This window comes from Wolbachia endosymbiont (group A) of Limnophora tigrina (assembly GCF_964263225.1).
GTDB lineage: Bacteria > Pseudomonadota > Alphaproteobacteria > Rickettsiales > Anaplasmataceae > Wolbachia.
In genome coordinates this window covers 143484-170183 of sequence record NZ_OZ181654.1, presented here as the reverse complement: position 1 = coordinate 170183, position 26700 = coordinate 143484, and the positions used below count along the sequence as shown (strand labels likewise).

The 26700-nt window shown below is 34.1% G+C and carries 19 protein-coding genes and 4 pseudogenes; 16 read left to right on the top strand and 7 right to left on the bottom strand.

Translation table 11 applies throughout. From position 1 onward, the window contains the following. Positions 1–154 precede the first annotated feature (154 nt). Together ACE38P_RS00830 and ACE38P_RS00825 are read left to right on the top strand one after the other, a co-directional pair. Positions 155–433: a YggT family protein gene (locus ACE38P_RS00830; RefSeq protein ID WP_010401649.1), complete on the top strand. Its 279-nt coding sequence runs from the start codon at positions 155–157 to the stop codon at positions 431–433. Beyond that, positions 434–2542: an FtsK/SpoIIIE family DNA translocase gene (locus tag ACE38P_RS00825; protein ID WP_374699341.1), complete on the top strand. Its 2109-nt coding sequence runs from the start codon at positions 434–436 to the stop codon at positions 2540–2542. Positions 2543–2679: 137 nt separating this feature from the next. Here ACE38P_RS00825 and ACE38P_RS00820 read toward each other — a convergent pair whose 3' ends face one another. Both ACE38P_RS00820 and ACE38P_RS00815 read right to left on the bottom strand, forming a co-directional pair. After that, complete coding sequence (locus ACE38P_RS00820) at positions 2680–3168, bottom strand: transposase (RefSeq protein ID WP_010404973.1); 489 nt, start codon at positions 3166–3168, stop codon at positions 2680–2682. A 76-nt stretch (positions 3169–3244) separates the two neighbouring features. Next, positions 3245–3628, bottom strand: coding sequence for a transposase (locus ACE38P_RS00815; RefSeq protein WP_211908733.1), 384 nt, complete (start codon positions 3626–3628; stop codon positions 3245–3247). A 197-nt stretch (positions 3629–3825) separates the two neighbouring features. Between ACE38P_RS00815 and ACE38P_RS00810 the strand changes: the two genes are divergently transcribed. From ACE38P_RS00810 to ACE38P_RS00790, 5 genes and pseudogenes are all read left to right on the top strand, one after another. Continuing rightward, positions 3826–4383 carry a hypothetical protein gene (locus tag ACE38P_RS00810; RefSeq protein WP_374699340.1) on the top strand — a complete coding sequence of 186 codons (558 nt, stop codon included), beginning with the start codon at positions 3826–3828 and terminating at the stop codon, positions 4381–4383. A gap of 176 nt (positions 4384–4559) precedes the next feature. Then, positions 4560–5186, top strand: a complete 627-nt coding sequence (locus ACE38P_RS00805) for a TRP75-related protein (RefSeq protein ID WP_264330408.1) — start codon at positions 4560–4562, stop codon at positions 5184–5186. A gap of 16 nt (positions 5187–5202) precedes the next feature. Next, the gene (gene ispG / locus ACE38P_RS00800) at positions 5203–6483 is read left to right on the top strand and encodes a flavodoxin-dependent (E)-4-hydroxy-3-methylbut-2-enyl-diphosphate synthase (protein WP_374699339.1); all 1281 of its coding nucleotides are present in this window, start codon (positions 5203–5205) and stop codon (positions 6481–6483) included. A gap of 177 nt (positions 6484–6660) precedes the next feature. After that, positions 6661–7815: an ankyrin repeat domain-containing protein gene (locus tag ACE38P_RS00795; RefSeq protein WP_374699338.1), complete on the top strand. Its 1155-nt coding sequence runs from the start codon at positions 6661–6663 to the stop codon at positions 7813–7815. 27 nt (positions 7816–7842) lie between these two features. Further along, positions 7843–8332, top strand: a pseudogene (locus tag ACE38P_RS00790) (hypothetical protein). 19 nt (positions 8333–8351) lie between these two features. Here ACE38P_RS00790 and ACE38P_RS00785 read toward each other — a convergent pair. The 4 genes and pseudogenes from ACE38P_RS00785 to ACE38P_RS00770 all read right to left on the bottom strand — a co-directional run. After that, positions 8352–8790, bottom strand: a pseudogene (locus ACE38P_RS00785) (transposase); the annotation flags it as partial. Between the two features lie 9 nt (positions 8791–8799). After that, positions 8800–10257 (bottom strand): IS4 family transposase, encoded by a 1458-nt coding sequence (locus tag ACE38P_RS00780; RefSeq protein ID WP_374699293.1) that lies wholly within the window; start codon positions 10255–10257, stop codon positions 8800–8802. 55 nt (positions 10258–10312) lie between these two features. Beyond that, positions 10313–11007, bottom strand: a pseudogene (locus tag ACE38P_RS00775) (transposase); the annotation flags it as partial. A 287-nt stretch (positions 11008–11294) separates the two neighbouring features. After that, the gene (locus tag ACE38P_RS00770) at positions 11295–11624 is read right to left on the bottom strand and encodes a hypothetical protein (protein ID WP_374699337.1); all 330 of its coding nucleotides are present in this window, start codon (positions 11622–11624) and stop codon (positions 11295–11297) included. A gap of 151 nt (positions 11625–11775) precedes the next feature. On the opposite strand from ACE38P_RS00770, the gene gap reads away from it, so the two are divergent. The 8 genes and pseudogenes from gap (at position 11776) to ACE38P_RS00730 (ending at position 25220) form a co-directional block, all read left to right on the top strand. Next, a complete protein-coding gene (gene gap / locus ACE38P_RS00765) occupies positions 11776–12747 on the top strand; it encodes a type I glyceraldehyde-3-phosphate dehydrogenase (protein ID WP_374699336.1) in 972 nt (323 codons plus the stop codon). Between the two features lie 3 nt (positions 12748–12750). Next, entirely contained in the window at positions 12751–13509 is a 759-nt protein-coding gene (gene tatC / locus ACE38P_RS00760) for a twin-arginine translocase subunit TatC (RefSeq protein WP_010401503.1), read from the top strand. Positions 13510–13965: 456 nt separating this feature from the next. Next, a complete protein-coding gene (locus ACE38P_RS00755; RefSeq protein ID WP_374699335.1) occupies positions 13966–15150 on the top strand; it encodes a hypothetical protein in 1185 nt (394 codons plus the stop codon). Positions 15151–15291: 141 nt separating this feature from the next. Beyond that, a pseudogene (locus tag ACE38P_RS00750) lies at positions 15292–15919 on the top strand (IS6 family transposase). Positions 15920–16316: 397 nt separating this feature from the next. Further along, on the top strand, positions 16317–18878 hold the full coding sequence (clpB, locus tag ACE38P_RS00745; RefSeq protein WP_264375574.1) for an ATP-dependent chaperone ClpB: 2562 nt from the start codon (positions 16317–16319) through the stop codon (positions 18876–18878). Between the two features lie 27 nt (positions 18879–18905). Next, positions 18906–23576: an NAD-glutamate dehydrogenase gene (locus tag ACE38P_RS00740; protein ID WP_374699334.1), complete on the top strand. Its 4671-nt coding sequence runs from the start codon at positions 18906–18908 to the stop codon at positions 23574–23576. Between the two features lie 5 nt (positions 23577–23581). Further along, positions 23582–23872: a hypothetical protein gene (locus tag ACE38P_RS00735; protein WP_264687230.1), complete on the top strand. Its 291-nt coding sequence runs from the start codon at positions 23582–23584 to the stop codon at positions 23870–23872. Then, positions 23844–25220 (top strand): PleD family two-component system response regulator, encoded by a 1377-nt coding sequence (locus ACE38P_RS00730; RefSeq protein WP_010401888.1) that lies wholly within the window; start codon positions 23844–23846, stop codon positions 25218–25220. Before ACE38P_RS00735 ends, ACE38P_RS00730 begins: the two co-directional genes overlap by 29 nt. Before the next feature lie 22 nt (positions 25221–25242). Here the strand turns inward: ACE38P_RS00730 and recO are convergent, their stop codons facing one another. Beyond that, positions 25243–25971, bottom strand: a complete 729-nt coding sequence (gene recO, locus ACE38P_RS00725) for a DNA repair protein RecO (RefSeq protein ID WP_007302913.1) — start codon at positions 25969–25971, stop codon at positions 25243–25245. 196 nt (positions 25972–26167) lie between these two features. Here recO and ACE38P_RS00720 point away from each other — a divergent pair, with 196 nt between their 5' ends. Next, positions 26168–26695, top strand: coding sequence for a hypothetical protein (locus ACE38P_RS00720; protein WP_010401890.1), 528 nt, complete (start codon positions 26168–26170; stop codon positions 26693–26695). Positions 26696–26700 lie beyond the last annotated feature (5 nt).

The window sequence follows — 26700 nt, the reverse complement described above, 5'->3', positions numbered from 1 at the left end:
TTTCCTATGGTTTATAGATGCGACAGAACCGACATATCAGTTGATAAACAGACTAATCAGTTATTGTTTATACCTATTTCAGCATGAAAATTATTGTGAGGCTTGATTTTATATATATCACTACACATAATAGACTTTAGTATAAATTAGTAATATGCATCCAATCATATACTTACTTAACCTGCTACTTGATCTTTACAGCTTCATTCTAATATGCTCAGTTGTTCTCGATTTGTTGATTAAATTGAATGTAGTGAACATGTATAATGAAGTTGTAAGCAACATAATGCAAACTTTAAACCGACTTACCCATCCTCCACTAAAGGTTATCAGAAGGTATATACAACCGTTCAATGGATTAGATTTATCCGTGATGATATTGATAATAGCAATTCACTTTGTAAAATATACAATTACTTATTACTTTAAGTAGATGTTAAAAAAACAGCTAAAATCAGCGATATACCTGTTACTCTTAATGTATATATATATATCGGTTTTTAGCTATAATTATCAAGATCCATCCTTAAATACAGCTACAAATCAGGAAGTAACAAATTTGGGCGGAGTGGTAGGTTCATATTTAGCTGATATATTGGTTCAATTTCTTGGACTCGCTAGTATTACAATAGCTACAACCATAGTTTACTTTTTGATATCAAAAAGGCTGCTGAAAATTCTCTATTTAATATTAATCAATTTAGGAATATGCGCTACATTAGAGCAACTTTCGCTCGGTATCACTGCAAGGTATGTGCATGGCGGAATGATAGGAAATGCACTAATTAGTAACTACCCATTTTACATCTTTGCAGTAGCAGCATCAATAGGTTTTGTAGGGTTAATTGGTTGGAAGAGAACGGTTTATTATTTACTTTTCCTATGTAAAAAAATATTTTCCCTTTTTACAAAGGTTCTGTTTTTCAGGTTACGTAAAACTACTGATTATTCAATAGCACCGTTAGTAGTAGAAGAAAAATATAGAACCACTAGACAACAACCAAAAGAAAGACAGAAAAAAGCTACCGAAGAGATTTTTAAACCACCTTCTAGCGAGTTTGAGTTTCCAAGCATTCACTTACTTTCTAAAGTAGAAGAATCTGTGCAGAGAAAACAGTTGAATGCATTAGAGAGCAATAAGAATTTATCTCTGCTCGAGCAGGTTCTAAGTGATTTTGGCGTGCAAGGAAAAATTATAAGTGTATGTTATGGACCGGTTGTGACTTTATACAAACTTGAACCACAAGCAGGCACAAAATCTGCAAGAGTGATTGGTCTTGCAGATGATATTGCACGTTCAATGAGTGCACTTTCTGCACGTATTTCAATAATTCGTGGACAAAATGCAATGGGAATAGAATTGCCAAATAAAGAACGAGAAATTGTTATGCTGCGTGATTTACTGGAATCGCCAGAATACCAAAATGCAAACTTAAATCTTCCGATTGCACTAGGCAAGGAAATAAGCGGAAAACCAATTATTGCAGATCTGACTAAAATGCCCCACTTGCTTGTTGCCGGAACTACAGGATCAGGTAAATCAGTTGCGATTAACACGATGATTCTGTCGCTTGTTTATCGATTAAGTCCTGATGAATGCAAGATGATAATGATCGACCCAAAGATGCTTGAGCTTTCAATATATGATGCAATACCGCATCTAATAACGCCAGTGGTAACAGAGCCAAAAAAAGCTGTTATTGCTCTTAAGTGGATCGTGAAAGAGATGGAAAATCGCTATCGTATGATGTCATATTTAAATGTGCGGAATGTAATAAACTATAATCAAAAAATTACAGAAGCGATGAATAGCGGAATAGAATTGGAACGCGTTGTACAGATTGGCTTTAACTCAACAACGGGTAAACCTTTGTTTGAAAAAATACCGATTAAAATGGAGACATTTCCGTATATTGTGGTGATTGTAGATGAAATGGCAGATTTAATGCTTGTTGCTGGCAAAGATATAGAATGCTCTATTCAACGTTTAGCTCAGATGGCTCGTGCTGCAGGAATACACATCATAATGGCAACACAACGCCCATCTGTAGATGTGATAACAGGTGTGATAAAAGCAAACTTTCCAACGAGAATTAGTTTTGCTGTTACTTCTAAGATAGATAGCCGTACAATACTTGGTGAACAAGGGGCTGAACAATTGCTCGGTATGGGTGATATGCTTTATATGGCCTCTGGTGGTAAGATTATTCGAGTTCACGGTCCATTTGTAAGTGATGATGAGGTACAAAATATAGTTGATCATCTGAAAATGCAAGGTGAGCCAAACTACATGGAGGAAATCACTCAAGAAGATGAAAATTCTTTTGCAGAATCAGAAGGTGAAACAGAGAATGAAGAGAACGATCTATACAAGCAAGCGGTGGCCATCATTCAGAGAGATCAAAAGGTTTCAACTAGTTACATTCAAAGGCAACTTAGAATAGGCTATAACAGAGCTGCAAATATTGTTGAAAGAATGGAGAAAGAAGGTATTGTCAGTGCTCCAAGTTACTCAGGAAAGAGAGAGATATTGGTAGAATAATCGCTAACTTAAACCAAGGAAAGTTATTTCTAAGATCAATAGATCTCTTGCATAACTGGAATTCAAAAGTTCCAGCGCATGACGCTGGAATGGCTTTGTTGCATCACTCTTCGGATAATAGGTAACGTGGAATAAATTCATGAAGCTATCTCAAATTTAGCCATGCCTATATCAGTAAATTTGTTAAGCAAATAACACTTGAGTAGCAGTTCTCTCTCACGATTAACCTCAGATTTGTTTCTAAAACTAAACCCAAATGTTTGCTTCAGTCGCGAGAAAAAACTTTCTATATAAGATCTCTTCCCATAATTTATCTCTTTTTTCCACCTCTTCATACCATCTTCATCATATGACTTTATGAGCTTGATTGTAGAATTTCTCTCATCCATATAATCCAACTTTGGATGCTCTACTGCATTATTTTGCGGAGGAATCCTTGTCTTTATGTCAAGCTCATCGCACAGTTTGTATAACTTCTTTCGATTATATGCCCTGTCTGCATATAGTGTGCTTATATTATATTTAACATCAATCCTTGCAATAAGATCACATGCTCCATAGTGGTCAGAATAAACTCCGCCACTGTATTTTGCTGCTATAACTTTTTTGCTACCTATCTCTAGCATTACATGCAGTTTTCTTGTTTGCTCATAGCGGCGATACTTTCTATCTGTACCATTTGCCTTGCTATGACCTGGAATATTATTGTAGATCAGTACTATCTATGGCAATCTCAATATCTTCTGTATTATTTTTATCATGTCTTCGATCATTAATTTTGATGTTAAGTTTTTTAAGCCTTCTTGAGGCCTGGGAATAGCTAATAACTTGCAAGTTTTTCCTTACTTGCTCAAGGTACCCTGCTATAAATCCCGCTGTTTGTCTCAGACCTATTCTAAATAAATAAGTTATTATGTGAACCAGAATCACGACCTTATCGCTATAAATATAGTTGCCACCAGCCATTTTTGGACCTTTTTCGTACCAATTTTCTATGGCATCATTGACGTAATAAAAAATATTTCCCCTCTCTTGGAGAAATTTGTTATATTCATGGCAGTTACTGACTCTCATTTTTTGTGGCATATTTTTCTTTAGTAGGTTAAATGCTTGTCTTATAGTGAATTTTGTCAGTAACTGCCAGTTCTTTTTATTTGACCTATGCAACAAAGCCCGCTGGAATCCAGATATTTCTTATTGGATCCCAGTTGTATAGTGTTTAATACTAAATTAACTACTAAAAACGTACAATAGTAATATATTAATTAGCTAGGGGGTTAAAAATGGGTATAACCAAATTTGTATTCGGTTTTGATAAATCGGATGTAACAGCATTGCAGGAAAGTCAAAATATTGATGCTAAAAAGTTTCAAGAAGTATTTAGCGCATTAAAAGAATGGCAAGAAGCTCAAGAGATAGATGCTAAACAGTTTGAAGAGGTATTTAGTGCATTAAAAGAGTGGCAAGAAGCTCAAAAGATAGATGTTGAGCAGTTTGAAAAAGTTTTTGGTGCATTAGAAGATAAGATTGGTACTGAGCAGTTTCAAGCTATGCAAGAGCACTTAAGCGGCTTGCAAGAAAAATTTACAGGCTTAGAAGAAAAAGTAGAAACATTTGCAGACATGGTAGGGGGACAAGAACAAGCAATACTAACTTGTGCCATAGTCAGTGCTGTTGCTGCAATAGCTGTAACTAGTTTTGTTGCATTCTGTATCTATCAGGGAGTTAAGCTTGATAAAGAGAAGAAAAACGACTTGTCTCAAGATATGCCAAGCGGAAAGTTTAATAATGTGAATGATACCGAAAAACTGAAGAATAACTTACAGCAAGGAAGAGTGTAATGCTCTTCTTGAAAGGGTGTTACGTAAAATTTGTAACACCTTAAATTTCCTTTAGATTATGTAGGTTTTGGTAGTAAATTTTTTAGAAAGATGTTTGTATTATAAAGTTGGTAGAGATTCTGATTTACTTGAAGTTTGTTAATTGGTATCTTTTAAAGCACAATATTCACTATAGTATGCTTAAGATCTTTTCTAAAGTTTTATTTATATTAATACTTTTGGTTTCTAGTTTCTTTACTGTACATAATGTTGAAGCGAAGTCTAAGGTAAAGTTCAGTAAGAGGTACATACCTCCTGGTAACCCTGGTGGTGCAAACTTTCATGCAGACGAGGATTTTGCTGAGTCATATAAACTGTATGAGAAGCGTAGGGAGCTCCTCAAGAAAAAAAAGTTACAAGATCTAGCTATAAATAAAGAAGATCTAATCAAAAAATTAAAAGAAAAAAAAATTGCTAGCCTTGATAACGAGCCAAACAACGTGGGAGCTTGCATAGTTGAAGATGGGGAGGATGCTATGATCAATCAGCATGGTATTAATCTTGCACGTTTAAAGGGTGCTGTATTTATAGATCAAGAGCCAGTTTCTCAGTATGAAAGTAAGCAGCATAAAAGTGAACAACAAAAAGGGAAAAAAGTTACTTCAACACGAGAAAAAAAAGTTTCCCCTATAAATGTTACTATAAAAGAAAGTCCATCAAGAAGAACGTGCTCTCATGATTCTATTACTGATCTAAATAGAACACCACAGCATAGTTTAAATGGTTCAAGTTCATTTGGCAGTGTAGTTGACACAGTAAAATAGTGTCACGATTAATAATATGCTAGATAGAGACCTGACACTGAGTGATGATGCATATGAGTCATCGCCGGTTTCCAGGCATAAAACTCATACTGTAAAAGTTGGACAAGTGAAGATAGGTGGAAATAATCCTATAGTTGTTCAATCCATGGCACTTGGTGCACATATAGATTCTGACAACATAAAAAGCAGTGCTCAGAAATATGCAAAAGAAGTAATAGAACTAGCGCATGCAGGTTCAGAATTGGTGCGAATTGCTTTGAACTCAGAGGAAGTAGCAAAAGCAATACCTTATATAGTAGAGGAAATAAATAAAGAAGGCTTTGATGGTAAGATATTAGTAGGCTGTGGACAATATGAGCTCTACAGGCTGATTCAGGATTATCCAGACAACATTAAAATTCTGGGTAAAATTAGGATAAATCCAGGTAATATAGGCTTTGGTGATAAACGTGATGAAAAATTCGAAAAAATTATAGAGTATGCAATAACGCATGATCTTCCTGTCAGAATTGGAGTAAATTGGGGTAGTCTTGATAAGTACCTTTCACAAAAATTAATGGATGAAAACTCCTTGTCTAGTAATCCAAAAACTTCTGATGTTATATTACGTAAGACGCTTGTAATGTCTGCTCTTGGTAGTGCAAAAAAAGCTAAAAAGATTGGCCTTAATGCAGAGAAAATAATCATTTCATGTAAAGTCAGTAGAGTGCAGGATTTAATTTTAGTTTATACGGCACTTGCAAAATCTTCCAATTATGCGCTGCATTTGGGTTTAACCGAAGCTGGTATGGGTAACAAAGGCGTAGTAAATACCACAGCAGGGCTTACTTATTTATTGCAAAATGGTATTGGAGACACTATCCGGGCTTCTTTAACTCAGCGCCCTGGTGAATCACGCACTAATGAGGTGGTAGTATGTCAGGAAATACTGCAGTCTATAGGTTTACGTCACTTTAACCCTCAGGTGAGTTCATGTCCTGGTTGTGGACGCACAAGTGGCGATCGTTTTCGTATATTAACTAAGGAAGTAAATGGCTACATAAAAACTCATATGCCGGTATGGAAGAAAAATAATCCTGGTGTAGAGTATATGAAAGTTGCTGTTATGGGATGCATAGTAAATGGTCCTGGAGAGAGCAAACATGCAAATCTGGGGATCAGCCTGCCTGGGTATGGAGAAAAACCTGTTTCAGCAGTCTACAAAGACGGCAAATATTTCAAAACTTTACAAGGTGATAATATTTTTGAAGAATTTAAGGCAATTATTAGTGATTATGTGGAGAAGCATTACACGTGACAGGTTCATGATTACTGTAAATCTGATGTGAAAAATGAATTTTATGAGAGGGGATTAAATTTTTCTAAAAACCAGCTAATGGAAAAATTTGCTTTTCTAGATTATCGGGAATTACTTGATTTTATATCATAGATATTATATAATAAACTATATATATAAATTTATTAAAGAAACATTATGGCCATACAAAGAGACGAAGCTTTAAAAATATTAGGTTTTGAATCAAGTGATGAGCCTAGTAAACAAGAAATTAAATCAGCTTATAGAAAATTAGCTTTGAAATATCATCCTGATAAACATTCAGGTAAAAATGAGGTTGTGAAGAAACAAAATGAAGAGAAATTTAAGCAGCTAGGTTCTGCATATGAATTTCTCACTAAGAAAAATATAGAAGAGGTTACAAATCTAACTGACGAAAATTTAAATGGAATTAATTCGCCTGAAGATTTGAGGTTTTACTTATATTGGGCTATCCGCAATCAGGATATAGCGTTTCTTAAAAAGCTTTTTTCCAAATTCAAAAATGGTAAAGATGAAAGATTTGGTGATTACATCAATGAAGAAATTTGTATTTACTTTCCATTATCTATTGCTTTAGATTCAAGAAATTATAGTATTCTGAAACTTCTTTTAGAAAATGGTGCTGATCCTAATATAAAGCTATTACATAATGAAGCTTCGTTACACTATTATATGGTTCTCGATGACAGCAGAATTGTAGAGTTATTGTTACAATATGGTGCTGATCCTAATATGGTAGATAGAAATGGTAAAAATCCGTTGTTTGAAGCGTTTTTGTGTTATGATGATCATACTATGGAAATACTTTTGAAATATGGTGCTGATCCTAATATGGTAGATAGAAATGGTCGAGGTCCATTATATCAAGCAATCAATTTTGACAACGATAAACGCGAAAAATATGTAGAGTTGCTTCTAAAGTATGGTGCAGATCCTAATCAGAAGGTTAATGGCTCCAGAGTTATAGAGTATGCTCCATATTTCATTAATAATGGTATAATGAATTGGATTAAAACGCTTACTTTGCCATACGGTAACAATGATAAAGTTAAAAGGTTGATGGCTGAGTACGGTGGAGTTGATAGACGTTATCTACGTGATCAAACGATACTGACTTGTTGTTGCTTAATCGTTGCTTCTGCTACTTTTTTTAGTATAGCTTCTCCTTTGCGCTATGTACCGACAACAATATTTGCACTTGCTGCATGTTTTTTTATTAAAAATGCTGTACATGCTGCATTTTTTGCAAAAGAACCTTCTACTGAGTTTACCGAAGCTAGAGCTTGTCCAGAGATTAGTAAAAGGCTATAATATCTAAAGTTTTAGTGCTGGGTAAAGATGAGAAAAAAGCATCCAGCAGACCTAAGTCAAAGGGAATGGACAAGAATAGAAAGCTACTCCAGAGTATCATACAGGAAAGGAGGAAGGTCGTCAAAGTATAGCAAAAGAGAAATATTAGAAGCAATTTTCTATGTATTGTGTACAGGTGTAAATGGCGGTATTTACTATGTGGTGGGATACCAAGGAGAAAATTTAAAAAATCATATAAAGGAAGAATATGGTATGGATATTGAGATTGTCAAAAGGCCTTCATGTAGGTTCTAAGTCAACAAAGACACACCGCCTTAGCTACTACCAATGAGGGGTTTAAAGTACAGCCAAGAAGGTGGGTTGTAGAAAGGACTTTTGCTTTAGGAATAGAAGACTATCGAAAGAATAAGATTTACTCACTGAAAATTTCATATATCTGGCTATGAGTAGAGTTATGTTAAGGAGAGAAATATGCTTGAGTTTATCAATTCCCGGACAAGTTGGGAGTGTTAAATAAACTGTGTCAAATCGCATTTTTAGTTCAACTCGATTTTTAGCCTACCAGGAAAAAAGATATCAAGTTGAGAGATAGTTAAAGCCCAATCATGTATAGGCATAGTCCATTTCTCTCCTGCCTTCTTTATAGCACAATATACCTGTTTATACAAGGCATTTGTGCTAGTAAATGAGCCCTTAGTTTTAGTAAATTTTCTGATCTGTCTATGTAACCCTTCAATAGGATTTGTGGTATAAATTAACTTTCTTACAGGGCCGGAATATTTAAAATAACTAGACAGATTTTCCCAATTATTCTCCCAAAACTAAAGTATATTTTTCTCCCCATTTTTCCTCTAGCTCAAGCAAATAATTTTCGGCTATTTCTCTACTTGATATGTTTTTTTCAAATCATTCATGAAAACTTTTGCTCGATACATATTTCAGTGAATTTCTTATCTGATGTACTATACATTTCTGCTCTCACTTTTACCCACAATTTTGAGAGGTCATGATGTGAAGCATAACTATGCTCTCCTTAAGATTTTCATAGCCCCGCCATAGAGTCATAGCCCCTGGTAAATTATCACTTTTTCTATTCATAAATCCACCTAATTTTCCTAACCAAATAATAGCTTGTTTTATGTTTGGAGGTTCTTCTGGCAATGTAGCTACTTTATGCTCACGTATGAAAAGGGCCTTCCACTCTTCGTTGCTTAAAATTTTAGTACAGGTTTCCATGGGATTTGATAAAGCGACTTTTGTTAAATATAAAATTTTAAATGCAATAATGCTCTTTATAGCAATTAATTTCTGTAGCCTTTCCTTTGTAGTTAAACGAGAGCTTTCTATTTTACATCCTGATTTTAAAACCCTGAAATACTCCTCAATTTTCCATCTTAGCTTATACCAATTTATCCTTTCTATAGCATCTAAAGTGCTATTAACTGGTACATTAGTCAGCAAAGTCCAATCAATAGCTTCCAATCCTTCAGGAGGATTTGTTTCTTTTGCACTTACCACATATACAGGGATTTTATCACTTATTTTATGCACTGTGTCTTTTGATCCATAAATTGAAGAAGATCTGATAGGTATATAGCCTTTCATATACTTAACTTCAATATTAGCTTTCCTTGATCTTTGGTTTCCACCTTTATTAACTTCTAGAGAAATTTTCTTCTTTACTGGCAGTTGAGTGATGCGTGTTTGCAAATCTGTTTTTCCAATTTCAGTACAGATAAATCTTCTATTAGTTCGATTACGGATTACATAAAAACTACCTAATGTCTCAGTGATCCATAAAAATTTGAAGATATCTGCCTCTCTATCACCAAGGGTAACAAGTTGTACATTTGCAGGAAGGTTGTTTATGCTTTCTTTGAGAGCTGTTATCCACTTATAACTTTCTTTTTCTTCTATGGAGGTACGGTATTTCCTGTTTGCTTTTTCTTGTGACGTTTCTTTTTCCCTAATAGAACGTGCCCAACATTGTTGAGAAGATAGACCTAAAGGCAATCCGTCTTTGCTGACTATTAAGGCACTGTGCAACAGTAAACCCATTTTATGCTTCGTATAAGCTTTAGAAATACTACCTAGCCTCTTAGTTTTTATATGAGAGTCAAAATCCAAATAACTTGTATCTTGAACTGAAAAAACAAACTGATTTCCTTTCATTCTCTCCATAGTTTCTTTGTAATGGGAAGAATAAATTTCCTTATCCTTAAGCTTTTCATTGCTAAATAATCTGTATGCACCCTTAGCTTCTTTCCATCCACTACAGCTTTGATTAATTGATCCAGACGCCTTACCCTCTATACAATAGCCTGTTTTAATAAGTCTCTTATTAAGTCTTGTATCTCCTAAATTAACGTGTTTTAACTCTCTTTCCAGCCATTTATCCCCTAAGCCATCAGTATATTGCACATTTGTACTTACTTCACTCATTTTAATCCCAAATTTATTTGGTATCCATTTTACTCACTTTTTTATTTGTGGGTAAAAGTGAGATTTCTGCTTTAGGAAATACGCTATTTATAGCTGTAGGAAAGCTTTTTAACACAAGCTATCAGAATATCATCTACTCCTCTCTCCTTTAGGTCATTTAGTACTCCCAACCAGAACTTCACTTTCAGCCAAATAAAAACCCAAAACTTCTTTTCTGCCATTTTGCTAATATGTTATACATACATTTGCTTACACAATGCCCGTCCTCCTTGACCTTAAAAAACCATGAACACTATTGGATATACAGATTGCAGCGGACGACTGCGCCATTCGTTGATTACCGGTAACAATTTGTCAGTAATACTTGATATCTCTTCTGCAGATATTTTATATTTCTTCTACATGCGATGCTATATCCCATGCCACTGGCATATGTACTTAAAACCTTTGCTTCAAGTTCGGTTGTTTGCCTTTTTCTGACTACTTGTGGCTCGAAACTTCCTTCTCTATCTCTTGGTGTCAATAGTTCAAATACTTGTCCGTAAAGTCTTTGAATTTCTTCGGTTGTTTTCTTCGCTTTCAGCCGACAAATGGTTTTCTATCTCGCCTTCCCTCTAGCAGTTTTTTTATAAATGGTGTTAATGCTCCATCTCTTCCTGTCAATGGTCTTCCTTCTCGTATAGATGATAAGATATTTGTTTCTAATTCTTTATAGTCTACCAAACCGGTAGTTGTGTTTGCTTGACTCATTGTCAAACCTCCATTTTTTTATCAATTTATTACTTTACTTCTCGGTTTGACACAGTTTATTTAACCATACGCGTCAAGTTAAGGAAATATCGTGAAATATAGCAACATTTGAGATGGGCATTTTATTTGTTACATTTATTTTTTTAGGGAGTTCTTATCTAGAAGAAGATGATTTTTTCAGAAGAATCTATAAATTAATAACTTTATTACTTAATATATAAAATAGTTTTTTTTCGTTTCCTTTCTTCCTTATACCACTTTTCCTTAACTTGACGCGTATGGTTTATTTAACACTCCCGCATTTCCAAATTTTGTGAAGATTCAAATTCTTCTTGCATATCCAGTATGTCTTCTATTACTTGCTGATCTTCATCTCTTTCTTCTAATTGAAATGCTGCTGCTTCTTGAGGTGCTTCTAGCAGTTTTTTTAATATTTCTGTGCGCAGTTTCTCTGTTATTGATTTCCACTGTAGCATTACTAGCATTTCATTTTGCAGCACTGACATTTTCTGTAGTGTTTTCACTTTTTCTGACAGTCCTTTATTTTCTTTTTGCAATGCTTCTATTTTTCTTTGCTGATACTGATTATCTGAATTTGTCATTGGTAATCCATGCATAACCTACTCCAAGTTAAAATTTAGATATTATTAATTAAGTGATACAGTTTCTTTAGTCAATCAATATATTATAACATTAGGATTAACAGCTAAAAGAATAGAATGAAATATCAGGCAATATCCTCTATAATTAAACTTTTAAGATGGAAAAATGACAATTCGTGTAGGAATTAATGGTCTTGGTAGAATAGGCAGAAGTGTATTGCGTGCTATTTTTGAAGTAGAAAACTATAGCGAGCAAATAGAAGTTGTGGCGGTAAATGGGTCGCTCAGTGCTGAGCAGCATGCACATTTGATTAAATATGACTCTGTTCATGGCAAATTTAACGGCGATATTGATTTTAACGAGTCTGAAAATTGGCTATCTATAAATGGCAGGAAATTTTCTTTATATAGAGAACGTAGCCCTGAAAATATTCCTTGGAATGTTGATGTAGTGCTTGAATGCACTGGTGCATTCAACAAGCGTGCGGAAGCAGCAAAGCATAATGCAGAGAGAGTAATTGTCTCTGCTCCAGTTTCAGATGCTGATGTAACTGTAGTTTACGGCGTAAATAACGATATGCTAAAAAAGGAGCATAAAGTGATCTCAGCAGGTTCTTGTACTACAAACTGTCTGGCTCCGATTGTACACGTTTTACACTCCAATTTAGGTATAAAAAGCGGTTTTATGACCACTATACATGCCTATACGAATGATCAAAATATTCTTGATGGCAACCATAGAGACTTACGTAGGGCAAGAGCTTGTGGCCTTTCTATGGTGCCAACTACAACTGGAGCAGCAAAAACAATTGGTTCTGTCATTCCTCAGTTAAAGGATAAGCTAGATGGTACTGCTATTAGAGTTCCGGTTAGCAACGTTTCTATGGTTGATTTTAAATTTACGACTGATAAGAAGGTAACAGCTGGAGAAATAAATGAAATGTTTAAGAATTCAGCAAATCATGTGCTTTCCGTATGTAACGAGCCTTTAGTTTCAATAGACTTTGTCCATAACCCTTATAGTGCAATTGTGGATTTAGCTGGTACATATGTCACAGGTGATATCTGTAGAGTTGCAGCGTGGTACGATAATGAATGGGCTTTTTCACTGAGAATGTTAGATATAGCTTTATTGTAAAGTATGAACGAAAACTCACAAAAATATGCTTCATTTTATGAGCACTTTGCGGAACTTAGAAAAAGGGTTATTTTTTGCTTTCTATTTTTTTGTGTTACCTTCGGGTTTTGTTACTACTTTAAAGAAAATATATACCGCTTTTTACTTGCACCTTTAATAGAAGTTACAAAAGATAGCAATGATTTTTCTCTAATCTATACAGACTTAACAGAAGCGTTTTTTGTATATCTCAGGGTTGCAATAATGAGTGCACTGTTGTTTTCTTTTCCTGTGTTTGCATGGCAATTCTATATGTTTCTAGCACCTGGCTTATATAAAAGAGAAAGGGCAGTGTTATTGCCATACTTAATTGCAACACCGGTTTTGTTTGTAACGGGAGCCGCTGTAGTTTACTACTACATATTTCCCCTAGCCTGGAAATTTTTTATTGCTTTTGAACATAGCGGTAAATCTTTCGGTATACCAATAGAGTTTATGCCATCAGTTAGTGAATATTTAGACCTTGTTCTTCAATTCATGTTTGCGTTTGGTACTGCATTTCAAATTCCAGTCATACTAACCTTAATGGTGAGAGTAGGGCTAATCACTGCACAAAGTTTGTCAAATAAACGTAGAATTGCGATAGTAGTAATTTTCATTATTGCTGCAATCTTAACTCCACCTGATGTACTAAGCCAAGTAGGGCTTGCAATTCCAATGTTGGTATTATATGAGCTGTCTATTCTGATATGTAGATACATTGAAAAGAAAGCAAAGGATTGAATCAAGAATATTATTTATAAACAAAGAATGAGCACCAGAGCGCTTTTTCTTGTTTGAGTGTTTTTGGCACCACAGCATTTTATTGATTTATTGACTTGTTTGCTTAAATATATAATAATTAAAGTATATTATTATTTTGAATAGGAGAATTTTATATGCCAAAATATGAAGAGTTAAACGGAACACAACAAGAATTATATGGTAAGTTACAGGCTGCGATGGAAGAACATGAGAATATTATCGAGAAGCTACTTGTATGAGACTGTGTTATATAGCGAAACTAGATTTCACTTTTACACACCTAGATAAGGGGTAACAGCAGATACTAGAATGACGAAATCGTTATTCTGCTACGCATTATCGCCGTATAACTATAGCTATATATGAACTAAAAAAGCAATATTCATTAGATCTTAATATTTTAGATCTATATTTCAATAAAATATTACAATTAGTATGCATGATCCATTTAAAAGTGAGGATTATAAAAAAAATCTTGATTCTCTGATCAAAGCTATAAATATAGGAAATCCAGAGAAACAATGTTATAAAACAGTAACAGATCTGTCTCATGCTTTAGCGGGTTTTACAGATAAGGCAGAAGATGTAGCTAAGCTTGTTATACGTGATGACTTGAATAATTGTGTAAAGAAGGCAAATAAAAAGCCATTAATTCTTAGGATATTCAATAGAATATTAGGAAGAGATGTTTCGATTAGGAATATAAGTAATTTTATAAAAGATAAATTGCCTCCTTCAACTGCTAGAACAGCAATCGAATATACAGATGTTATTCAAAAAATTTCAGATTTAGAGCGAATAGAAAGAAGTCAAGATAAATATAGGTCATATGGAATAAATTTAGAAAATAGACAGCAAAAGAAAAATCTCTTATATGAGCGAGAAGATTCAGGTTATGGAGGTTCATTAAACGAAGATCCTGAGTATGAAGAAATATCAAATTATCAAGAGGAAAAAAGTAAATCTTTAACAAAAGATTTGCGTAATCTACAATCAATTAAAGAGGAGCCGATTTATGCAATAATCTCTAAAGAACATATAGAAGCAAAAAGAGAACATAGGAAGAAACAACAACTTCAATCTCTTGCACCACCAAAACCACCAAGAGTACCACCAGTACCAGAGAAAATGTTTACTGCCAATCAAAAAATTAGACAAGAACCGAAAAAAGATAAACCTGCAGTACCACCAAAGCCTAAAGATTTAGGCGAAAAAGTAAGCACAGAGCAAAAAATAGTAGTGGAAAAATCAGCTGAGAGTAACCCTATACTACCACTAAAATCTGAAAATCAAGATGGTAAAGAATCAGCAAAAAAAGCTGATGGACCAAAAGTACTAGTAGTTGCTATGAAAAAAGAAGTGACTCGCGAGAGTAGTAAAGTAAAGGCATTAAAAGAAAGATTTGAGCGAAATCAAGTAAAGAACGTGTTGCCTGCTGAAAACAAAACTACTTCAGTAACACAAACGGATATCAGTGTGAAGAGAAAACAATCTCGTTCATTTCCAGTAGGGAATAAAAAATCTTCGATCAACCATCTTGCCAGCAAAAATTTACCTTCCACGAATGTAAGTGTAAAAGAAATGGTTGCACGAATTGAAAAGAGAAAAGATGGAAGATAGTAATATTTTGGTATTTCCCTACTCATGAACATTAGCTCTTATCATAACATTTTTACAGCCATAAGAGGAAGTTTTTCGGTTCTGTCGCATTTGTAGGGAAGTAGAAAGAAGAATGATATAATTGTCTAAAAAAAAGCAAAGATGTTTCGTATCAATCAAAAATTGTTGCCATATTTCAAAGGATTTAGCTTTTCAGCGGATGTTATCTGTATACATGAAATGTCGATTCTCTTTGAGCTATCGAGATTTGGAAGAAATGATGAGTATAAGGGGAGCAAAATGCTACGTTACAAAGGTGGGTTATCACCACTGATAGATGAGGCAGTAAGGAAAAGAAAGAAGCAGGTTGGTAGTAATTGGAGAGACTTACATTAAATTAAACGGTAAATGGGTTTATTTATATACTGTAGACTTCCTCTTGTGTGTTAGTAGAGACAAGTCTGCAGCACTTGCATTCTTTCGTAAAGCCTTCAGGAGTAACTATCTTCCTGAGAAAATTGTAATTGATAAAAGCGGCAGTAATACTGCTGCTCTTGATGATTTGAATGCAGAAATTTCTGAAGATTATAGTTCTTCAAATAAAATATCTAAATAATATTGTTGATAGATTTATCAAAAAACTAATAAAGCAAATGCTTGGGTTTAAAAGCTTCCATTCCGCAAAGATTACCATCACAGGCATAGAAAATATTCGTATGATTCAAAAAAGACAAATTATTAAAATAATGTTTCTACTTTTGAGAATTTTGCTATGTTAATGGCTTCATAACTCCTATAATCCCACCTTTAATGATCTTCTTTCCTATGGTTTATAGATTCGACAGAACCTAAAATATACCCTGTATTCCAGGTTTGATTATGTCTGGAACAAGCCTAACGCCATTCTTTATTTCTTGTACTATAGAAATTGTTGTTAAGTTCTTTATGTTAAAATCATTGATATTCATTGCTCTTTTATAAAAAAATTAAGCTATATGCTTTATATCTTAACATTAGTTTAGTTTTAAAACAAATTAATATTTTAATATAAGTTTTCTCTTTTGTAGAGAATCTGCTTTTTCTTGTTTTGTATGAACTTAGAAAATTTTTATTGATGAATGACTTTAAGTTTAAAATTGAGAAAGTAGTTGTTATATATACCAGCAAGTATGAGTTAAATTTGTATTATGGACTTGAATAAATTTACCGAAAAAGCAAAAAGCCTAATCCAGAGCGCTCAAATGAAAGCATTGGGAGCTGGGCATCAGATTTTTATGCCTGAACATTTACTTAAAGTAATGCTTGAAGATGAGTCAGGTTTAGTTCAGGATTTGATAGGCGCTTGTGGTGGAAATGTTCAGAATATTTCTGATGCTGTGAGTAGTGCAATTAAAAAGTTTCCAGTGGTTGGAGGACCAGGTAGTGGTGGACTTCAGCTTTCAAGAGAGGTAGCAAAAGTTTTTGATGATTCAATTGGTATTGCGAGGAGAAATAAAGACACATTTGTTACTGTTGAGCGGTTACTGCAGGGCCTTGCTGCACAAAAAGATGAAATTGTAGGTAAAATTTTAGCAGAAGGTGGTGTAACACCGCAAAAATTAAATTCAGTTATTGCAGAAATGAGAAAAGGTGGCAGTGCAGACTCTCCAAATAGCGAGGAAAAATTAAATGCGGCAAAGAGGTATACAAAAGATATTACAGAGCTTGCTATGCAAGGTAAGCTTGATCCTGTAATTGGTCGTGATGAGGAAATCAGAAGAACTATGCAGGTATCGTTGAGGCGAACAAAAAATAATCCAGTACTGATAGGTGAACCTGGTGTTGGAAAAACTGCAATAGTTGAAGGTTTAGCAAACAGAATTGTTGCAAATGATGTACCACTTGGTTTGCGTGATGCAAAAGTTTTAGCTTTGGATCTAGGTGCGTTAATTGCTGGAACAAAATTCAGAGGAGAATTCGAAGAAAGATTAAAAGCAGTAATCAATGATATTTCAAAAGCAGAGGGGAAAGTTATCTTATTTATAGATGAGCTTCATACTTTAGTTGGAGCAGGAGCAACAAGTGGTGCAATGGACGCTTCAAATTTGCTAAAGCCTGCTCTTGCGCGTGGAGAAATTCGCTGTATAGGAGCTACAACTTTAGATGAGTATCGTCAACATATAGAGAAAGATCCTGCGCTTGCAAGGCGTTTTCAGCCTGTGTTTATTTCTCAACCAACTGAAACTGATACTATTTCAATACTGAGAGGTTTGAAGGAGAGATATGAGGTGCATCATGGTATTAGAATCACAGATGGTGCAATAATTGCTGCTGCAACGCTTTCTAATAGATATATAACAGATAGATTTTTACCTGATAAAGCGATTGATTTAATTGATGAGGCAGCAAGCAGAGTAAGAATTGAGATGGATAGCAAACCTGAGGTTATTGACGAACTTGAGAGAAAGATTATACAACTAAAAATTGAATCAGAGGCTTTGAAAAAAGAAAGTGATGAAAACTCTAAGCAACGTTTAAAAAAGATAAATGAGGAAATTGAGAGTCTAAACAGTAAATTTGCTGACTTAAGCAGTAAATGGCAGATGGAAAAGAATAAGATAGCTAAAATACAAGAAACAGCTGAAAAATTGGATAACTCGAGAAAAGAGTTGGAACTGGCTCAGCGTAATGGAAATTTAGGAAGGGCAGGGGAATTGATGTATGGTGTGATTCCTCAACTTGAAAATGAGTTAAAAAATCAGGAAAAAGTTACTGATAGTTTCCTAAAGAAAGAAGTTACTGAGAGTGATATTGCAAATATTGTTTCAAAATGGACAGGCATTCCAGTTGATAACATGATACATAGTGAAAAGGAAAAGCTCCTTAACATGGAAAATGAAATAGGAAAAAGAGTAATAGGGCAGAGAGATGCAATTGAAGCGATAAGTAATGCAGTAAGGCGCTCCCGCTCTGGTGTTCAGGATACTAATCGACCTTTTGGTTCATTTTTATTCTTAGGTCCAACCGGAGTTGGAAAAACAGAGTTGGCAAAATCCCTTGCCGAATTTTTGTTTGATGATCAATCAGCACTTCTACGCTTTGATATGTCAGAATATATGGAAAAACACTCCGTTTCAAAGTTAATTGGTGCGCCTCCAGGATATGTTGGCTATGAACAAGGTGGCAGGTTAACTGAGGCAGTAAGGAGAAGACCATATCAGGTAATTTTGTTTGATGAGATAGAAAAGGCAAATCCAGATATATTTAATATATTGCTGCAGATCTTGGATGAAGGCAGGCTCACCGATAGCCACGGTAAATTGATTGATTTTCGCAATACCATACTGATTCTAACTTCTAACCTTGGTGCTGAGGTGATGCTAAGAGGAGCTACCGAATCTGTGAAAGATGAGGTGATGAAAATAGTTAAGTCAGCGTTTCGTCCAGAATTTTTAAATAGACTGGATGAAATTATTATATTCCACAGCTTAACCAAAGATGACATTGATAAAATTATAGATGTTCAATTCTCTTATTTACAAAAGATGCTTGCTAAGCGTAAACTGAGTATTAGTTTATCGCAAGAAGCTAAAGAACTAATAGCACAAACTGGATATGACCCTGAATATGGAGCGCGGCCTCTGAAAAGGGTAATACAAGAATGCATTCAAAATAATCTAGCTAAGTTAGTTTTATCGGGGGAAATAGTAGAAGGAGATGAGCTAATAGTGTATACTTCTGGTAACGAAATCTTAGTTAAAAAGATCTAGATTCGCTGTGTATTTTTGTTTTGAAAAATGTGTATAAATCATAATGTTAATGTTGAGTCTTTATTTAAGCTAGTTGATCAAGGGAATAAAAAAGAGAAAGAAAAAATTAAAGAGTTTATACAGTACTTTTATAATTTTGTTTATAATAGTGACCTAAAAGTCAACGATAAATTTCTTTTATACATTGCAGAAGATGCATACAACTTCATTCTTAAAAAAGAAAAAGAAGAAAGTAAATTGGCAGTAAGTAATGTAAATGATATTTCAGGAATAGAAGGCAATTTCACTATAATTAAAATCACAAATTATGACATGCCCTTTTTAGTGGATTCTGTCATTTCCACTATTAAGTCACACGGTTTAACTATATGCTATTATAGTAACAGCATAATTAATGTTCAAAGAAAAAATAGCCTAATAGATAAAATTCATCTTTTGGAAGAAAGTAATGGAATCAAAGAGTCAGTAATATATGTAATTATTAAAGGCATAAGTGATAGCTTTGTTGATACACTAGAAGAATCTCTACGAAAGACGCTAAAAGCAGTTAACTGCGTTGTAAGGGACTGGCAATGGATGCTCAAGAAGCTTCTTGAGCATCCGGCATTGGATGCTGGAGGCAGAGATTTTCTAGCTTGGTTGAAAAATAACAATTTTGTATTTTTAGGTTATCAAGAATACATTACTAATAAAGAAGGAAAGCTTGCTCTAAGTGGTAAGGAGAGCCTCGGGTTAATGAGAGCAAGTGAAGAGTACCAAAATTCATCAATTTTTTCTGAAAGCTTGAATTCTTTATACATACTAAGATCAGACCTAATCTCAATAGTTCATCGGCGTACCTATATGAATTGTATAGGAGTGAAAGAATTTAATGATCAGGGTGATGTAATAAGGGAACAGCATTTTTTTGGGCTATTTACTTCTATAGCAGAAGTGCAAGATATTCGAACTATTCCGGTAATAAAGGATAAGGTTACAACAATAGAAAAAAAGGCAGGATTTGTTCCTGGTGGCCATAACAATAAAGCTTTAATTTCCATTTTACAGGCATTTTCTTGTGACGAATTATTCCAATCAAATGAAGACGAGTTATTTGAAATTTGCACCTCGATCATGTCTCTTGCGATTAGACCAAGAGTCAAATTATTTTTGAGAAAGGTAGGGAACTTTATTAGTTGCATAGTATTGATACCGATGCGTTATGCTAGTGCAAGACTAATGTTTAAGATACGCGATATATTGAAAGATGAAACGAATGCAGAAAGTTCAGATATTTATAACAATCACATTATCAATGAATATGATTTGATGAAATTACACGTGGTGCTAAGAACCAAAAGCGCTAGCGTTTTTGATGATGAAGTTTTGCGTATCGAAAACAAGTTAAGAAACATTACAGAAAAGTGGGAAGATCGTTTTATAGACAATTTATATAATACTTTTAGCACTGTTGAGGATATATTTATCCGCTATTGCAAGGCATTTCCGATAAGTTATCAAGAGAATTTTGAACCTCATGATGCGTATTATGATATGAAAAAATTGGAGATAGTGAGAAAGAAAAAAGTCAGTGAAGTTGATTTGAGGCTTACTCGTGACAATCTCAACTATCAATTGAAGGTTTACACTCCAAGCAACGGAGGCCTTGAATTGTCAAAGATATTAAAGGTTACTAAGAATTTAGGGGCTAAGATTCTATCTCATAATGGTTATTATATAGAAATCAACGGTGGAATATGGATACATCATTTTATGTTGTCAAGAGTTGATGAATTAATAGACAACATTACTTTAAAAGAGCAGTTTGAGGTAACACTTGTAAAAGTGTTCAGCAAGGAAATAAAAAATGACTATTTTAACAGCTTGATCATTATTGCTGGGCTCGAGTGGAAGGAAGTGCTTCTGATTAGAGCGCTAAGCGCCTACCTAAAGCAGACATCATTTAGCTATAACCCAGAATATATCCAGAAAGTAGTATCAGAGTATCCAAAAGTAGTAAGGTATTTAGTAGAATTATTTCATTCAAGATTTGATACTAAAATAGATATTGATAGGGCAGAAACTACTAGCATTTTGATAGAAAAAATTGAAGAACTACTAAAAGAGATCAGCAACGTTTCACATGATTACGTTTTGCGTTCGATATTTAACTTGATAATGGCAATTTTGAGAACCAGTTATTATCAAGATGATAAGCCATACTTATCTATCAAATTTGATTCAAGTAAAATAAATGGTTTACCTGACCCGCGCCCATACCGTGAATTGTATGTTTATTCAAACCTTTTTGAGGGAATACATCTAAGAGGAGGGAAGTTGGCTCGTGGTGGTTTGAGATGGTCGGATAGAACGGAAGATTTTCGCACTGAAGTTTTGGGACTCATGAAAGCCCAGATGACAAAAAATGCGGTCATTGTACCCGTTGGCGCAAAGGGTGGGTTTGTAATAAAGCAAGTTTATAAAGACAAAAACATTTTAAGGGAGAAAGGTGTTGAATGCTATAAGAATTTCATCAGAGGAATGCTTGATATTACTGATAATGTAGTTGATGGCAAAATAACTCCACCAGAAAATGTGATTAGGTATGACGAAGATGATCCATATTTGGTAGTTGCAGCAGATAAAGGCACTGCTTCATTTTCTGATTATGCAAACGAAATATCCTCTGAATGTAACTTTTGGCTCGAAGATGCATTTGCATCTGGTGGATCAGCAGGTTATGACCACAAAAAGATGGGTATTACAGCAAGAGGTGCATGGATTGCAGCACAACGCCATTTTTGGAGAATGAATAAGGATATTTACCAGGATACAACTGTTATTGGAATTGGAGATATGGCTGGCGATCTATTTGGGAACGGCATGCTGCTTTCAAGAAATATGAGTTTAATTGGAGCATTTAATCATATGCATATTTTTGTTGATCCAAATCCTGATGCGGAAAAGAGTTTCGTGGAGCGTAAACGGCTCTTTGAATTACCGTTTTCCACTTGGATGGATTACAATAGAGATTTGATTTCTCATGGTGGCGGGGTATTTGAACGTAGTAGCAAACAAGTAGAAATTTCTCAAGAAATGAAAAAGTGCTTTGATATAACGGAAGATACATTATCTCCAAATGATTTGATTCGATATTTGCTCAAGGCAAAAGTGGATTTCATATGGAATGGAGGAATTGGCACCTTTGTTAAGGCAAAAAGTGAAAGCCATGGCATGGTTGGCGATAAAGCAAATGATGAATTAAGAGTAAACGGTCATGATATTAGAGCTTCTATGTTTATAGAGGGTGGCAACCTTGGTTGCACGCAGCTTGGAAGGGTAGAATACGCTAAAATAGGTGGGTATATCAATGCAGATTTTATTGATAATTCAGCAGGAGTAATATGTTCTGATCTTGAAGTTAACATCAAGATTGCTTTTGTTGCAATTATGAAAGAAGGGGGAATTTCCTTGGAAAAAAGGAATGAAATACTGGCTAGCATGATAGATGAAGTTGCATCTAAGGTACTTGAAAACCATAACAGGATTGAAACAAAAGCATTGCTTCTTGAGTGTTTGCAAGCTAAAGAAAAGTTGGAGCAGCACCATAAATTATTACTCAGTTTAGAGAAATTTGGGCTGCTAAACCGAGATGTAGAATTTCTTCCAGCTGAAGAAGAGGTAGCAAGAATGTTAACTGATGGAGAAGGTTTCTGTTCTCCTCAGCTTTCTGTTCTGATGTCTTATGCAAGAACAGCAATAAAAAATGAAGTTATACACTCTGAGCTACCTGAAAAAGATTTTTTGTGCCGTGATTACTTACTAAATTACTTTCCACAAAGGATGGTAACAGAGTTCAAGGATTCCATATTGAAACACCAACTTTGTAGGGAAATTATTTCTACTTGCATTACAAACGATGTAGTAAATAGGATGGGCTGTATATTTATTAATAATTTGGTTGAGAGTACTGGAATTAAAGTACATGAAGCAGTTAACATATATATCGTTGTTAATCACCTATATAATTTAAGTAGCCTTTGGCAGAAAATTGATGAATTGGATGGAAAAATTGATGTTGATTCATATTTGCAAGTAGTGAGAAGTGTGCAAAAATTTATTGGTAGGGTATCATTTTGGTTAGTAAAAAATCTTGGTAAGCTTAATCTTGTAGAACTAGATGGTGTTACAAAATTTAGGGGTGCAATTGAAACTTTAGGCCATGATATTTTAGATGAGCACCTATTAGAGGTCTATAATCATGGATTAGCTTCTTTGTTAGAGCTTAACATAAATAAAGATCTAGCAAAAAGGGTTGCTGATCTACGTATTCTTATTTATGCGCTGGACGTTATATCTGTTGCTGAGCAGACATCTTTGTCCATCCTTGAGGCTGGTAGAATATACTTTGAATTAAAGTCGCTGCTAAGATTTGATATGATTAGAACAGTTGCTGGCAAGATGAAAAGCCATTCTTCCTATTGGGATCGCAGCTTAATTAATGATTTATTAGATGATTTAAGCAATTATCAACATAAGCTAGCTGTTAAAGTTATAAAAGCTACTGATAATCATGTAGACAAGGTTCAAACTTGGGCTATTAATGATAAGGATTATATAGAGCGCTACAATAGCTTTTTAGATGAGATGGTCGCTTATAAACTTGATTTAAGTAAATTAATACTCATAATCAGAAGAGTTAAAATACTTGCTTCATAGGAAAAATGTTTAATATAGGTCTGTCAGAAGTTTTAGTTGTAGCTTTAGTGAGTATAATGGTTCTTGATAAAAGTAAAGTACCTGTATTTCTTAATCTTATTAAAAATATATATAGGTATTTCTGGGTTGTAAAATCAAGAGTTAGGAAATTGTTGAAGGATACCGGAATTAAAGAATTATATGAAGAGCATAACGTTGAAAAAGTCAATTACATAATTGGTGAAGATGGCAAGCTTTATCCTACTTACAATGTAGATAGTACAAAAAATGACAGCAAAAATCCTAGTAGTAGATGATATACCATCTAATGTTAAGCTTTTGGAGGCTCAGCTAAAAGCAGAGTACTATACAGTTATTGTAGCTTATGATGGCGAGGAGGCGATAGATTTAGTAGCGGAACAGCAGCCAGATATTATCTTACTTGATGTCATGATGCCAAAAATGAGTGGTTTTGAGGTTTGTAAGAAGCTAAAGAATGATCCCTTAACGACTTATATTCCAATAATTATGGTAACTGCGCTGCATGACACTCATGATAGAGTGGAAGGAATTAATGCTGGTGCGGATGACTTTCTAACTAAGCCGATAGATGAAACTGCTTTATCTGCAAGAATTAAGTCTCTTGTGCGCTTAAAGATGATAATAGATGAGTTGTGCTTGAGAGGAGAAACTAATGCTGAGATTGGTGGAGTAGCAGAAAGCAGTATTATGGATTATTCTAATCAGATTTTTGATGCTAACATACTTGTTGTAGATGAGGACACCTTTCAAGCAGAGCAGATACACAATGTTCTAAAGCAACGCTTCAGATCAATTAAAATACTGCACGATCCAAAAGAAGCATTAAAGGTTGGTATTAAGGATAATTACGACCTGATTATTTCTGACATGCAGTTTTCAAAAACTGACGGCCTACGGTTGTGTTCTAAGTTTCGTAGTAAAGTAGAAACACGTTATACACCAATTCTGATCCTTTCTGAAGATTATGATAAAAGCAATTTAGTAAAGGCACTTGATGTAGGTGCTAATGATTATTTAACAGTACCTTTAGATGAGAGTGAATTAATAGCTAGGGTTAATTTGCAAGTGAAACGCAAAAGGTATCAAGATGCCTTGAGAATGAATTTATTTAATAATGTGGAAATGTCTATAAAGGATCCATTAACTAACTGTTATAATAGAAGATATTTTGATGCACACTTAAGAAATATTGTTAAGGATTCTGTGGAAAAAGATAGAAGTTTATCTCTTATGATACTTGATATAGATTATTTTAAGATGGTGAATGATAACTTTGGGCATAATGCTGGAGATGAACTTTTAAAGGAAATACAGAAAAGAATTTCTGAAAATATCAGAGTGACAGATTTATTAGCTAGGTTTGGTGGTGAGGAATTTGTTGTTGTAATGCCAGATACCAATGTATCAGATGCGTATACTATTGCAGAGAGAATAAGGAAAATTATTGCCAAAGAACCTTTTATACTTGTGGATAAAAATACAACCCATAATTTAACTGTGAGCATTGGAATTTCAGCAATGCAAAGATCTGACCTTGATGATGTTAAAAAATTTATAGTACGTGCTGACAAATATTTATATAAAGCAAAAAACAGTGGTAGAAATAGAGTGGTTACTGGTTGAAGTTCTTTTAAATAAGTAGTAACTAAGATTCAAATGATAGCATAAAATTTCTCAACTCCGGAAATTTCGCATTTAACTGCAGAAATAGATATTTATTTAAAAAATACCCTGTAATTTTTAACCCTAGTCTGAATTCTTGATATGAGTAGCTATTTTGTAGGTTGTTATTGTATACATCATGCAACATCTGTGGAAAAGGTAGTAATTTATCTGCATAACAGTCACCTACTTTTTTTGACACTGCTCTACCAGTTTTTGGAGAAATAAATTGTAGATTTTCTTTCACACCTGTTACAGCACATTTTGATAGGTCTAACTTAAATCCAAGTTGCGTAAGAAGCAGAAGCTCTAAGTTAAGGTAATGACTTTGCCAAAACTGGCTATTATGTTTTATTACATCGATGAAGTGTCTAAAATTATCATACAACTTGATGCAGGATTCACTTTCTGGAAGCACTTTTTCTAATATAGACGAGAAAGAAACAATAGCAATGCTTTTTAACCTATCTTGAAAGAAATGATGAAATGGAGATTCAATCAATTCGCACTTTAAAAAACCTAGATTTTCAGGTAGCTTAGCACTCCATTCTGCATGTAATAGATTACTTATTTGAAACTTATAATTGCTATTGTTTGTTAACCTAGTTAATCCTCTGCACTTTCCATGATTTTTTGTAAATAGAGAAAGAATTAAATTTTTATCACCGTATTTTTTAACAGCTATAATAACACCTTCATCTTTCCATCTCATTTAGAGTATATTGACCATATGATATTATAGAGATAATAAAATTAGTGTAGCAAATTTGAGTTTAAGTCAACTGAAATATATTGACTTTATGTGCAATATTAGCTTTAAACCAGTAAAACAAGCTGCTTAACATATGCGCCCTCTCTATTTTAATTATATTCTTCTTTTGTCTCTATGTTGTTTTTTGCTTTTTTCAATGAAAGCCCAAACGAATGATTCATCAGTTATTCCTATACCACAAAGAAAAAAAGAATTAGTTGAGTTAGTACAACCGAGGCAAATTATTGAAATACAGGAAATTGATGAGGGTATTCCAATTCCCAAAAGAAAAAAGGGTGTAGAAAGAAAACTAAGAGAAGACATCAAAGAGGTGAAAAATGAAATAAGAGATAAGAAAAATATTGAGAACAAAGATGATGAATTGGCTGTAACAGAAATTATTAATTCTATAAGGGATAAACTGACAGAGTGTTGGAGCATTCCTGAGGGCATAGTTTATAAAGAAAATTTTAGTATAAAAATTAACTTATTATTATCCAGTAAAGGCGAGATCGTTGTAGCCAACGTAGCAGATAGTAGTTCTTATCAAAATAATCCTCTTTTTAGATCAGCAGCAGATAATGCAATGCGTGCAGTGTATAAATGTAGCCCGTTAATTGGCTTACCTGCTGAGCATCATCACATTTGGCGCGAAGTCACGTTAGATTTTATTCTAAATAGGTGAATTTA